Origin of the sequence: Streptomyces sp. GMY02, assembly GCF_019056675.1 — a bacterium.
GTDB lineage: Bacteria > Actinomycetota > Actinomycetes > Streptomycetales > Streptomycetaceae > Streptomyces > Streptomyces odonnellii.
This window is the reverse complement of record NZ_CP077658.1, coordinates 6534003-6546417: the sequence shown is the minus strand read 5'-3', so window position 1 is coordinate 6546417 and position 12415 is coordinate 6534003. Positions and strand designations below refer to the sequence as shown.

The window sequence follows — 12415 nt, the reverse complement described above, 5'->3', positions numbered from 1 at the left end:
TCGCCGTGTTAATGAGACGCCTTCCCGGCCCGCCGCGGCCTTGTCTGAGGCTCCTCGCGCGCTGAAGTAGGGCGATTGCCCGATGCGGTCCCCCGGTCCTCAGCCGCCACTCTGACGCCCGTACCGGCGGCGGGTGACGGAGCGGGAGGACACGGGGGACATGGGTGCGAGGACCGGAGGCGTACGAGCCGGAGGCGTGCTGCGGGACCGTACCGCCGGGCTGTATCTGTCCGCGGTGGTGGTGTCCGGTTTTGGTACGTCCGCGATGTGGCTGGCCGCCGGTGTCTGGGCCAAGTCGCTGACCGGTTCGGACAGTCTGGCCGCGCTGACCGTCTTCGCGATGTGGGCGCCGACGCTGGTGGGTCCGCTGCTGGGGACGGTCGCCGACCGGGTGCGCAGAAGGCCGCTGCTGATCGGCTGCAACCTCGGTATGGCGGCCCTGCTGCCCCTCCTGCTCGCGGTCGACTCGGCGGACCGTGTCTGGATCCTCTTCTGTGTGCTGTTCGTATACGGCGCGAGCGGGGTCGTCCAGGACGCGGCGGAGACGGCGCTGGTCGCCGCGTCGGTCGACAAGCGGCTGCTGGGGAGCTTCAACGGGCTGCGGATGACGGCCAACGAGGGCATGAAGCTGCTCGCGCCGCTCGCGGGCGCGGGACTGTACGCCCGGTTCGGCGGCGGTCCCGTGGTGCTGCTGGACGCGGCGACCTTCGTGCTGGCCGCCGGGCTGTTCGCGCTGATGCGGGTACGGGAGGAGCCCCCTGCCCCTCGGTCTTCCGCACGGCTCGCGGGCACCGTAGAGGGTTTCCGGCGGCTCCGGGCGGCCCCCGCCGTACGCCCGCTCGTGCTCGCCGCCGGGGTGACGATGCTGGTCGCCGGGATCAACGGCGCGGCGGTGTACGCGGTCGCCGACCGGATCCCGGGCCACTCCCCCGCCTTTGTCGGGCCGCTGTACGCGGTGCAGGGCGCAGGGTCCGTGGTGATCGGCCTGCTCGCGGGACCGCTGCTGCGGCGGCTGCCCGAGCGGGTGTTCGCGGCGGCGGGGATCGCGCTGTTCGCGCTGTCGGTCGCGGCGCGGGCGCTGCCGTACGACACGGTGGCGCTGGCGAGCGCCGCGGGGGTGGGGCTGGGGCTGCCCTGTGTGCTGATCGCCGCGCTGACGGCGGTGCAGCGCGAGATCCCCGATCGGGTCCTCGGCCGGACCGCCGCCACCGCCAACACCCTGATCTATGTGCCGAACGCGGTGGCGCTGGGGCTGGGCGCGGGTTTGATCGCCTTCGTCGACCTCGCGGTACTCATGCCGGCGGCCGGGGCGGCGGGACTGCTCACCGCGCTCGCGCTGGTCCGGGGCGCGCGCCCGGCCACCGGCAATGACTCGACCGTATGACTCACCCCAGCCGCGAGAGCGCCGCCGCCACCGCCGTCAGGTCGGTGTCGGAGGCCAGTCCCGCGTGGTACAGCCGCAGTTCGGTCGCGCCCAGTTCGGCGGCGCGCGCGGCGTCCTCGGCGAGTGTCGCCGGGCTGCCGCCCATGCCGCCGACGACATTGAAGTTGGCGGCCAGTACGGACGAGCCGGTGCGGTGCGGTGCGAAGGGGGCCAGCATCGCTTCGGCCGCGCCGCCGGAGCAGGGCAGGACGACCCCGTCCGCGACCCCCAGTATGTGTGCCGGATCCACACCGGCATTGGCACCGGTGTGGTACGGCACCGGGTCGGCGTGCAGCAGTACCTGGAAGCCGGGCGCGGCTTCCGCCCGTACCGCCGCGACCGCCGCTTCCTGGAGCGCCCGGGCCGTTCCGCCGCGCCAGTCGAAGGTGACGGCGGCGAGATCCGCGCCGAGCAGCTTCTCGACGGCGGGCCGTCCGGCCTCCGCGGATCCGGTGGCCCAGCCGGGTTCCAGCGCGCGCCGTACGGCGGCGACCAGTTCGTCCGGGTCCGCGCCGAGCCCCTCGTACCCCTGTCGGCAGACCGGGCAGAAGCAGAGCGACATCAGATACTGCGCCGCCTCGCCGAGGCCGACGCCCGCGATCTTGTCGTGGGCGTGCAGATGCGCGAGCCCGTACCAGCCGCAGGACTCCAGTTCGGTGCCGCGCGCGCCGGGGCGTACGGCGGCCTCCGCCGCCAGTTCCGCCAGATACGCGGCGACGGCGGGCCGTGCGATACAGGGCGCCCAGGGGTAGCGGTCGCCGTAGGCGTTGACCACGGAGGTGTCGGGGCGCTCGGCGCCGAGGCGGGAGCTGTGCGCGAGGATCACCCAGGTGTGGACGTCGAGTCCGGCGTCGGCCAGCGCGGCGGCGGCCTGCCCGTGGGCGTCGCCGGGCGCCCAGTCGCCCGCCGGGTACGGGCGCAGCTCATGGCCCGCCCAGCGGCCGGCGTCCGGCGGGTAGAGGACGGCGGCGTGCTCGGCGGTGACGATGCGATGGCGCGGGTGACGGGGGGTCAGGGCGCGGGTGGAGTGGTAGGCGGAGGCGAGGGTGACCTGCTGGACGCCGAGCCCGGCGATCCTGGCGGGCGCGTCCGGGTCGCCCACCACGTCCCAGGGATAGAGAAAGGCGGAGGCCCTCACCGGCCCGCCTCCGCGTCCCGGCCAGCCGCGCCGCCGCCGGGAAGCCCGGGAAGCCCGGCGCCTTCGGGAAGCAGCGCCCGCCCGCGTTCGATCAGGACCGCGAGTGCCTTGACATGGTCGGGGTGGGGCTCGCTGAGCGGCGGCCGTACCTCTCCGACGTCCAGCCCCCCGAGCCGTACCCCCGCCTTGACCAGCGACACGGCGTATCCGCGCCCCTGGTTGCGCAGTTCGACCAGCGGTACGTAGAAGCCGTCCAGCAGCCGGTTGACCGTCTTGTCGTCCCCGCTGGTCAGCGCGCGGTGGAAGGCGAGCGCGATGTCGGGGGCGAAGGCGAAGACCGCCGAGGAGTAGAGGGTGATCCCGATCCCGCGGTAGGCGAGGCCGGTGAGTTCGGCGGTGGGCAGCCCGTTGAAGAAGAGGAACTCCCGGCCGGGCCGCTCGCTCCGTACGGCGCTGACGATGCGCTGCGTCAGATCGAGGTCGCCGTACCCGTCCTTGAGGCCGATGATCCGCTCCACGCCGGCGAGTTCGACGATGGTCGCGGGCGTGAAGACGGCGTTGTCGCGCTGGTAGACGATGGTGTCGAGGGAGGTGGCCGCGGCCAGCGCGGTGTAGTGGCGCACCAGCCCCTCCTGGTCGGCGACGACCAGATAGGGGGGCATGGCGAGCAGCCCGTCGGCGCCCGCCTCCTCGGCGATCCGCGCGTACTCAACCGCGAGCGCCGTGCCGTACCCGGTCGCCGCCACGACCGGCACCCGGCCCGCCGTCTCCTCGACGGCCGCGGCGACGCAGGCGCGGAACTCCTCCGGGGTGAGGGCGTGGAACTCACCGGTGCCGCAGCACGCGAAGACCGCGGCGGCGCCCGCCTCGACCCCCGCTCCGACATGCGCGCGGAAGGCGCCGAGGTCGAGGGCGCCGTCGGGCCCGTACGCGGTGACGGGGAAGAACAGCGGCCCGGCCACGCGGGTGAGGCGTGCGGCAAGCGGGGCTGAGGTCACGAGCGCTCCCTTGGCCATGCAGCGAGCGCTGACCGCCCGTGCACAATTCTGATCGATGTCCATATCCCTGAACAACGCCACGCTAGGGCAGCCGCGCGCCGCCGGTCAAGACGAGAAACCGCAACTCAGGGACGGATTCACGGCCTCCGCGCCACACTTGACGCTGTCGCCCCCCACTCCTTAGCGTGTCCACGCATGTGAATTATGTCTACGGATCTGAGCCAATCCGAGCCCGCCGGTCCATGGATCCACGCCCGCCGAGGAGATTCCCCCATGCCCGCTCCCCGTACCGTTCTGCTCACCGGCGCCGCCGGCGGCCTCGGCACCCTGATGCGGGGCCTGCTGCCCGCGTACGGCTACGAGCTGCGGCTCTTCGACGCCAACCCCGTCGAGGGCGAGCCGGACGCCGTCACCGCCGATCTCGCGGACACGGAGGCGCTGCGGGAGGCCGTACGGGGCGTCGACGCGATCATCCATCTCGCGGGCATCTCCCTGGAGTCGACCTTCGACAAGATCCTGCGCGCCAACATCCAGGGGACGTACAACCTGTACGAGGCGGCCCGCGCGGAGGGTGTGCGCCGTACGGTCTTCGCCTCCAGCAACCACGCCGTGGGCTTCACCCCGCGCCCCCGGGGCGACGACCCGCTGATCCCGGTCGACACCCCGCGCCGCCCCGACACCTACTACGGGCTGTCCAAGTGCTTCGGCGAGGATCTCGCCCAGCTCTACTGGGACCTGCACGGCCTGGAGACCGTCTCCGTACGGATCGGTTCCTGCTTCGCCGAGCCCAGCACCGTCCGCATGCTCTCCGTCTGGCTGAGCCCCGAGGACTGCGCCCGGCTCTTCCACGCCGCACTCACCGCCGAGGGCGTCGGCCACACCGTCGTGTACGGCTCCTCCGCCAACACCCGGCTGTGGTGGGACCTGACGAGCGCGCGGGCGCTGGGGTACGAGCCGCTCGACGACTCGGAGCGGTACGCGGAGAAGCTCATCGCCGAGCAGGGACCGCTCGACCCGGACAATCCGGACCACGCGTGTCTGGGCGGTCAGTTCACGACGAATCCGCCGCGCTGGCCGCACTGAGCCGCGTCCGCCGCACCCGGGTCCGGCCCTGTTTGTGCCCGCTCCCGTGGGCGGGGGCGACGCGAATGGCCGAAGGTAAGGGAACGGCAAAGCGGGATCGTTCGTTACGACGGGCATGACAGCTATGACGCCCGGCTCGAACATCCCCCTGCCCACCACCCATGTGGCGGTGGACGTCGCCGCGCCCGTGCGGCTCGACGTATCGGGCCTGCTGCTCACCGCCGACGGCAAGGTGCGCTCGGACGACGACTTCATCTTCTACAACCAGCCGACCGGCCCCGGTGTGACCCACCGCGCGGGCGGCGGCTCCGCGCCCGACGCGATCGTCGTCGACACCGCCGCCGTCCCGCCCGGCATCGAGAAGATCGTCGTCACCGCGAGCCCGGACGCCGCGGGGCAGAGCTTCCAGGGCATCGAGCCCACCGCCACCATCCGCGACGCCGCCTCGGGCGCCGCGCTGGCCACGTTCACCCCGCCCCGGCTGGGCACCGAGACCGCCCTCGTGGTCGTGGAGATCTATCTGCGGAACGGAGCGTGGAAGGCCCGCGCCGTCGGCCAGGGGTACGCCAACGGACTGGCCGGGATCGCCACCGACTTCGGGGTCTCGGTGGAGGAGCCCGCGCCGGTTCCGGCAGCGGCCCCGGCCGCCGCGCCCGTACCGCCCGTTCCGGCCACCGCGCCGCCGGTCCCCGCCGCCGCTCCGGCGGCGGCTCCCGCGCCCGCGCCCGGCAGCGGGAAGATCAACCTGGACAAGGGCCGGGTCAGCCTCCAGAAGAACCAGACGGTGTCGCTGGTCAAGGGCGGCCGCCCGCTGCTCAGCCAGGTCAAGATGGGCCTCGGCTGGGAGCCCGCGTACCGCGGCAAGGACATCGACCTGGACGCGTCGGTGATCGCCTATGGCCCGAACCGTAACCATCTGGACAGTTGCTACTTCGGCAAGCTGACCATTCTCAATGGCGCCATCAAGCACTCCGGCGACAATCTGACCGGCGAGGGCGCGGGCGACGACGAAGTGATCGTCGTGGACCTGGGCCGGCTGCCCGCCGATGCCACGGGCCTGGTGTTCACGGTCAATTCCTTCTCGGGCCAGAAGTTCACCGAGGTCGCCAAGGCGTACTGCCGGCTGATCGACGCGGCCACCGACGAGGAGCTGGTCCGCTTCGACCTGACGAGCGCCGAGCCGCAGACCGGGGTGATGATGGCGAAGCTGATCAAGCAGTTCTCGGGCGAGTGGGAGATGACCGGCCTCGGGGAGTTCGTGAAGTCCCGCACGGTCCGCGGCATGGTGAAGCCCGCCGCGAAGATCCTCTGACCGCGCGGCCGGGGCAGGGCCGGGCAGTCCGGGGCCGGGAGCCCGGTCGAGGCGGGGTGGCCCGGTCCCTCCTCGGCGCCGCGGGGTCCCGTCAGGACCCGCGGCGCCGAGGGGGTACGGCGTTCGGGGTGCGGCTCAGAGCTTGGTCAGCTTGGCGAAGGGGCTGAGGATCCGCCCCTGTCGCCCCGAGAAATCGATGAGCACGGCGTGGTCGCCCTCGACTCCGATGACTCTGCCCAGGCCGAACTGATCGTGTGAGACACGGTCTCCCACATCGAACTGCTCGGGCGGGGGAGAGGCCGGGGCCTGGCGGTTGAAGGGACTGGACGGCAGGTGGCGCCGGGATCCGGCTGACTTTGTCATTACCTTGGAGTATGCGCCCAATAAGCCCCGACGCGCCATGCCCGGCGGCCGACGGGCCGCCGGATCACTCGTTCCGGGACCCGTCGGAAAGGGCCCGGCGTCAGTGCCGGGGCGTGCGACGCCAGGGGCCGGTGATGGCGAGCATGATGCCCGGCTCCTGGATATTGGCGAACAGGGTGCGGCCGTCGGGCGAGAACACGACACCCGTGAACTCGCTGTCGTTCAGGTCGTTGCGCGCGATGGGGTACGTACGACCGCGCTCGGTCGCGCCGAAGAGGTGCTGGACCCCTTCGCCGTCCTCCGCGATGACCAGACCGCCGTACGGCGAGACGGTGATGTTGTCCGGGCCGTCGAAGGCGCCGTCCTTGTCGGGCTCGGCGTTGACGCCCAGCAGCACCTTGAGCGTCAGGGTGCGGCGCCGGGGGTGGTAGAACCACACCTGCCCGTCGTGCGGCCTGCCGGGGCTCTCGTCACGGGCGTACGAGGAGACGATGTACGCGCCGCCGTCCGCCCACCACATGCCCTCCAGCTTCCTGGCCCGGGTGACGTCCTCGGCCTCGAACTGCTGGCGTACGTCGACCGTCCTGGCGTCCCGGTCCGGTACGTCCACCCAGTCCACGCCGTACACGACGCCGATCTTGGTGGCGCGCGACAGGTCGTCGACGAAGCGGCCGCCCGCGTCGAAGCAGCGCGGCGCCTGGAGGACACCCGCGTCGTCGGCGAGCCGGCGGAGCTGGCCGCGGCCGTGCTTGAAGCCGTGCGGCGGGACCCAGCGGTAGAAGAGGCCGTTGGGCTCGTCGGCGTCCTCGGTCAGATACGCGTAGCCGGTACGGGGATCGATGACGACGGCTTCGTGGTCGTAACGGCCGAACGCCTTGATGGGCTTGGGGTTCTGGTTGGCCCGGCGGTCGTACGGGTCGACCTCGAAGACATAGCCGTGGTCCTTGGTCATCCCGTTCTGGCCCGCGCGGTCGGAGTTCTCCTCGCAGGTGAGCCAGGTGCCCCAGGGGGTGCGCCCGCCGGCGCAGTTGTTGGCCGTACCGGAGATGCCGACCCACTCGGCGGTGCGGCCGTCGCGGTGCGTCTCGACGATGGTGCAGCCGCCGGGCGCGGCGGGGTCGTAGACGAGACCCTCGGTGAGCGGCACCGGGTACTCGACCTCGTCCCTCGGGCCGTCCAGCTCATGGTTGTTGACGAGCAGGGTGACGCCGCGGGGACCCTCGAAGGTGGCGGTGCCGTCGTGGTTGGAGGGGGTGTCCTCGCCGGTCTCCAGCTTGGTGACACCGCTGTGCGTGATGATCCGGTACGAGAAGCCGGCGGGCAGCGCGAGCATGCCCTGCGGGTCGGGACGCAGCGGTCCGTACCCGGGCTCCTGCTCCGGGCGGCCGGCGATCTCGGGGGCGTCTTCCGCGGCGAGCGCGCCGGGCGCGGTGGCGAGCGCGCCCGCGGCGCCGGTCAGGGCGAAACCCGCCCCGGTGAGTGCGGTGCTTCCGGTGAATTCCCTGCGGGTCAGCGACATCGCGATCTCCTGGAGGGCACAAGACGGAGGGATACGCTCCAGACGCTTCCGTCCACGGACAAACGCCGGTTGAACACCGGCCGACATCGAGAGGCCAGCTTCCATGAACCTGCCAACCACCGGCCGCCGTGTCCTCGTCAGCGGCGCGTCGCGCGGTCTTGGCCGCGCGGTCGCGAGGGTCTTCGCCGCGAACGGCGACCGGGTCGCCGTCCACTACGCCACCCGCGCCGACGAGGCCCGCGCCACGCTGGACTCGCTGTCCGGTACGGGTCATACGCTGATCGGTGGTGATCTGTCCGTCCCGGCGGAGGCGGCCCGCGTCGTGGACGAGGCGGCCGAGGCGCTCGGCGGGATAGACATCCTGGTCAACAACGCGGCGGTGAACGAGCCGCATCCGCTGCCGTCGACGTCGTACGAGGAGTGGACCGAGGCCTGGCAGCGCCACCTCTCCGTCAATGTCCTGGCCACGGCTCTGCTCAGCCACCGCGCCGCCCGCTCGATGATCGACCGGGGTACGGGCGGGCGGATCATCAACATCGGCTCCCGCGGCGCGTTCCGCGGCGAACCCGACTACCCGGCGTACGGCGCGACCAAGGCGGCCGTCCACGCGCTGGCCCAGTCCCTGGCGGTCTCGCTGGCCCCGTACGGAATCGGCGTCGCGTCCGTGGCCCCGGGCTTCTTCGAGACGGAACGCGTGGCACACCGCCTGACGGGCCAGGAGGGCGAATCGATCCGCGCCCAGAGCCCGTTCGGCCGGGTGGCCACAGCGGAGGAGGTGGCGGAGGCGGTCCGGTGGCTGGCATCGCCGGGAGCGGAATGGGCGGCTGGCACAACACTGGACCTCAACGGAGCGTCATACCTGCGGTGAGCAGCCCTGGGATTCGGGGTGCCGGGGTGACCGCTCGCGCGCGGGCCGCGCATTCCGGCCCGTCCGGCGATTGAGGACGCACCGGCTCGCCGGGCGGGCCCGGCGAGCCGCCCACCACTAAGCGCGCGACCTCGCCTTGAACGCCGCCTTCCGCGCGTCCTTCGACACCGCCCGGTCCCGGTGCAGCCTCCCCATCGCCTCCAGCACCTCCGCCGTCGCCGGATGCTCCACCCGCCATGCCGCGTCGAAGAAGCCGCTGTGGCGGCCCACGAGCCCCTCGACCAGTTCCTGGAGCTCTTCCGGTTCACCCTCGGCGTCGAGCTGCGCGGCAATCGTGTCGATGGCGAGCCAGAAGATCATCGCCTCCGGCGGCGGGGGCACGTCCCGCGCGCCCAGTTCCGCGAGCCAGACCCGCGCCAGGCCGCCCAGCTCCGCGTCGGCGAGCACGCCCCGTACCGCCGGTTCCGCTTCCGCGCCGACCAGGGAGAGCGCCTGCTGGCAGTGGAGGCGGCGCAGCGGCGCGCCGGGGTCGGTGCCGCGCGCGGCGGCCAGCAGTTCCTCCGCCGCGTCGACCGCCGCGCGCCGGGCCAGCCACTGTTCCGTCTCCGCGCGCGCGGACAGCTCGGGGAACCGTGCGACCCCGTCCAGCAGCGCATGCGCGTCCTTGTCCGCGAGATCGCCGACCGCGGGCGCGTCGACGCCGGCCTCCAGCATCCGGGACCTGATCCCGTAGAGCCCGAGCGGCGTCAGCCGGACCATCCCGTACCGGGCGACATCGTCGTCATCGACCGGCAGGGACGCGTCCGCCCCCGCGTCCTCCTCCATCAGGGCCTCGTCGACCGGTACGTACGAGACGAGCCCGACCGGCTCCAGCAGCCGGAACTGGTCGTCCAGCCTCATCATCGCCTCGGAGACCTGCTCCAGGATGTCGTCGGTGGGCTCGCCCATGTCGTCGGGGACGATCATCGACGCGGCGAGCACCGGCAGCGGCACCGGCCCGGGACCGGACGCGCCGCCCACGGCCCCGATGCCCCCGCCGTCCGCGACGGTGAGCAGATAGAGATTGCCGAGCACGCCCTCCAGGAACTCCGCCTCCGACTCCGGGTCCCAGTCGAGCGATTCGAAGTCGATCTCGCCGTCCTCGCCGATCGCCGCCGCCAGATCGTCCAGGACGGGCGCGGTCGCGTCCGCGAACACGACGTCCAGGGCGTCCAGCCAGAGCGAGAGGATGTCCTGCGGGGATCCGGAGGTGATCAGCCCGAGCTGATCGCCGGCGGTGACCCGCGCCGCGGTGGTGTCGTCCTCGCCCTCGTCCGGCGCGCCGCCCTCGCCGTCGTCACCGTCCTCGACCGCCACCAGACCCGTGTCGACCGCGACCCGCCACGCCTCGCTCGCGTACGCCTCGCCCTCCGCCTCGGACAGGCCGAGCGCCTCCGCCGCCTCGGGGAGCTGTTCGTCGACCAGTTCGCCCCCCGCCCCCACACGCGTCCCGGGTCCGGCCCAGCGGGCGAGGCGCACCGCGCGGGCGAGCAGGGGCGCGGAGAGCGCCTCCCGAGCCAGTTCCGCGTCCGAGGGAAGTCGTACCGGTGGGACGGTGGGGCGGTCTCCGGTCATCTGGTGGGTCTCCTCGCAGCATGCGGATTCACGGCGGCCCCCAGCGTAGACGCATTTGGACCCATCCCACCCGGTTCATGTACCCGACTGGGGGTCCCGGGCCGGGCACCCTTGACAACTGGCTTGCCCAGCAAGGAGATTACGCGCGTAGAACCACCTGTGTACGCCACTTCCCCGAGTTGCCCGAGAACCGGGCGGAGGGGCCCTCGCCCGGCCCGGTACCGCCCCCGGGACCGCGGCGGTCCGGCCGTACCCCACATACGGCCGGGCCGCCGCTCCTCACCCGGCGCTCAGACTCAGCGCGGGCGTGTACCGCGTCACGGAGCTGAGCGCCAGGCCGGGGTAATTCTGCACCCGCTGCCACTCCTCGGTGGCCGAGCCGATCCCGTTCCCCGGCGCCGCCAGCGCGTCGATGTGCGCCTGCTGGGTCTCCCATTGCGCGAAGTTGAGGACCCGGGTGCCGTCCGTGCTGACATGGAAGTGCGCCGAGATGCCGCCGGGGGCCGGGGCCGGGTCGCTCGCCAGGGCCGCGAAGACGGCGTCGACCCAGTCCTTCTGCCGCGCGGCGTCGGGCCCTTCGAACTCCACCTCCACGATCACCACACAGCCGGGCACCCGGCTCTCGTCCTCGGCGCGGTCTACCCGGTACAGCTCGTACGGGCGCAGCCCGACGCGCTCGATACCGGGCACGGCCGCGTCGATCTCCGCGTTCCGCTCGTCACGACCGGAACGGACGAAGTCCGCGTATGCCTCGGCTCCGCTCCACTGCGAGTAGTGGAGCAGCGTGTCCCCGTCGTTGCCGGTCAGGACGGAGTACGAGAGGAGGCCGGTGTCCGGCCACTCCCGGCTCCCCCAGGCACGGCCGATCGCCTCGACCGCCGCCCGCTGCCTCTCGGGGGTGCCGAGGCGCCAGCGGCTGACCATGACGACGCCCGCTCCGGGACGGGTGATCTCGGGCAGGGTGCCGGACCGCACGGACATGGTGATCCCTCCTCGATGGCGCACCCCCGCGGTGCGCCCTCACCACCATGCTCGAAGGTGAAGTGCGGTTGAGGTCAACCGGCCGCCCTCATCGCTGTCCATCGCTGTCCATCGCTGTCCATGACTGTCCATCGCTGTCCTGAAAATCGCCGTCCCGGAGCGCGGCCCCCTCAGACCACCACGTCGAACCACGGCCGCCTGGTCGTGGCCCAGTGCGCCACCCAACTGGTGAACCCGTCCCCCGCGGTGGGATGTCCGAACGCCGCCCCGAACGGCGCCGCCCCCACATCGCTGATGTTCCAGATCCGCCCCCGCTGCGGTCCGGTCACGACGAGATGCCAGTACATGCCGCAGCCGTCCGTGCCCAGCACCACGCTCCCGTGGTTGGAGACCTCGTCGATGAGCGGCTCGATCTCCTCGTACGGCCGCGGGTCGTCCTCCCAGACCCAGGCCTCGGTGAGCGGGAAGGGCTCCGAGAGCACCCGCTGCTGCTGTGCGCAGCCCCAGTCGGCGGGCAGCGCCGCCACGGGTATCAGCCCGTCCACATCGGCAGGCCCCTCGCTGCACCCGTCGCAGATCTCGGCGACCAGCGTGCGGTACGGCTCGGGCAGCACGACCCCCTGCTCGCGCTCGAAGGCGCGCACCGCGTCCCACCCCAGCGGCGGCAGGCAGTGCTCCGGCGGGAACGCCGCGCGCAGCACGTCGAGTTCACTCCGGTCGCCCGTGCTCATGCCGCCCGCGCCCGGATCGGGTGCGCCTGATTCGCCCCGGTGGACGTTTTCGTTCTCCATGCTCTTCATGCCCTCCATGTCCTCCATTGGACCCGCACCCACTGACAGTCCGGCCCCTGTTACCCCGAAGCCCCCTCCGGCACGCTGAGGTGGTGGGCCCCGTCGCCCACCGGAGGCAGATCGCCCCGCTCAGCCGGGATCCCCGGGTACGCCTTTTCCGTCCTGCGGCCCGCGGCCGCGAGGGCAGAGCCCCGCGGCGGTAAGAGCCGCGCCAGTGGTCGGCGCAGAGTACGCATCATGGGAGCATCCTGCCGCATTCCGAACGGGCGGCCGATCACTGTTCGATGCCGATATACGAGCGCCGAATGACGGACGGCGGACTACT

Annotated in this window: 11 protein-coding genes; 4 read left to right on the top strand and 7 right to left on the bottom strand. The window is 72.4% G+C overall.

All coding sequences use genetic code 11. The features are described 5' to 3' along the window. Positions 1 to 160 precede the first annotated feature (160 nt). Positions 161 to 1384, top strand: coding sequence for an MFS transporter (locus tag KQY30_RS27905; protein ID WP_217309211.1), 1224 nt, complete (start codon positions 161 to 163; stop codon positions 1382 to 1384). Position 1385: 1 nt separating this feature from the next. On the opposite strand, the gene KQY30_RS27900 is transcribed toward KQY30_RS27905, so the two are convergent. Both KQY30_RS27900 and KQY30_RS27895 read right to left on the bottom strand, forming a co-directional pair. Beyond that, positions 1386 to 2561: a hypothetical protein gene (locus KQY30_RS27900; protein WP_217309210.1), complete on the bottom strand. Its 1176-nt coding sequence runs from the start codon at positions 2559 to 2561 to the stop codon at positions 1386 to 1388. Next, the gene (locus KQY30_RS27895) at positions 2558 to 3559 is read right to left on the bottom strand and encodes a 5-dehydro-4-deoxyglucarate dehydratase (protein ID WP_217309209.1); all 1002 of its coding nucleotides are present in this window, start codon (positions 3557 to 3559) and stop codon (positions 2558 to 2560) included. Before KQY30_RS27895 ends, KQY30_RS27900 begins: the two co-directional genes overlap by 4 nt. A 273-nt stretch (positions 3560 to 3832) precedes the next feature. On the opposite strand from KQY30_RS27895, the gene KQY30_RS27890 reads away from it, so the two are divergent. Together KQY30_RS27890 and KQY30_RS27885 are read left to right on the top strand one after the other, a co-directional pair. Continuing rightward, a complete protein-coding gene (locus KQY30_RS27890) occupies positions 3833 to 4642 on the top strand; it encodes an NAD(P)-dependent oxidoreductase (protein WP_217309208.1) in 810 nt (269 codons plus the stop codon). A gap of 115 nt (positions 4643 to 4757) precedes the next feature. Then, entirely contained in the window at positions 4758 to 5954 is a 1197-nt protein-coding gene (locus KQY30_RS27885; protein WP_217309207.1) for a TerD family protein, read from the top strand. A gap of 135 nt (positions 5955 to 6089) precedes the next feature. On the opposite strand, the gene KQY30_RS27880 is transcribed toward KQY30_RS27885, so the two are convergent. Both KQY30_RS27880 and KQY30_RS27875 read right to left on the bottom strand, forming a co-directional pair. Then, on the bottom strand, positions 6090 to 6317 hold the full coding sequence (locus tag KQY30_RS27880) for a hypothetical protein (RefSeq protein ID WP_046495701.1): 228 nt from the start codon (positions 6315 to 6317) through the stop codon (positions 6090 to 6092). A 100-nt stretch (positions 6318 to 6417) separates the two neighbouring features. Then, positions 6418 to 7836, bottom strand: a complete 1419-nt coding sequence (locus KQY30_RS27875; protein ID WP_217309206.1) for an alkaline phosphatase PhoX — start codon at positions 7834 to 7836, stop codon at positions 6418 to 6420. 103 nt (positions 7837 to 7939) lie between these two features. On the opposite strand from KQY30_RS27875, the gene KQY30_RS27870 reads away from it, so the two are divergent. After that, positions 7940 to 8704 (top strand): SDR family NAD(P)-dependent oxidoreductase, encoded by a 765-nt coding sequence (locus KQY30_RS27870; protein WP_217309205.1) that lies wholly within the window; start codon positions 7940 to 7942, stop codon positions 8702 to 8704. A 117-nt stretch (positions 8705 to 8821) separates the two neighbouring features. Here the strand turns inward: KQY30_RS27870 and KQY30_RS27865 are convergent, their stop codons facing one another. The 3 genes from KQY30_RS27865 to KQY30_RS27855 form a co-directional block, all read right to left on the bottom strand. Further along, on the bottom strand, positions 8822 to 10318 hold the full coding sequence (locus KQY30_RS27865; RefSeq protein WP_217309204.1) for a hypothetical protein: 1497 nt from the start codon (positions 10316 to 10318) through the stop codon (positions 8822 to 8824). A 279-nt stretch (positions 10319 to 10597) separates the two neighbouring features. Next, positions 10598 to 11299: an antibiotic biosynthesis monooxygenase gene (locus KQY30_RS27860; protein WP_217309203.1), complete on the bottom strand. Its 702-nt coding sequence runs from the start codon at positions 11297 to 11299 to the stop codon at positions 10598 to 10600. A 170-nt stretch (positions 11300 to 11469) separates the two neighbouring features. Then, the gene (locus KQY30_RS27855; RefSeq protein WP_254407706.1) at positions 11470 to 12090 is read right to left on the bottom strand and encodes an SMI1/KNR4 family protein; all 621 of its coding nucleotides are present in this window, start codon (positions 12088 to 12090) and stop codon (positions 11470 to 11472) included. Between the last annotated feature and the right edge of the window lie 325 nt (positions 12091 to 12415).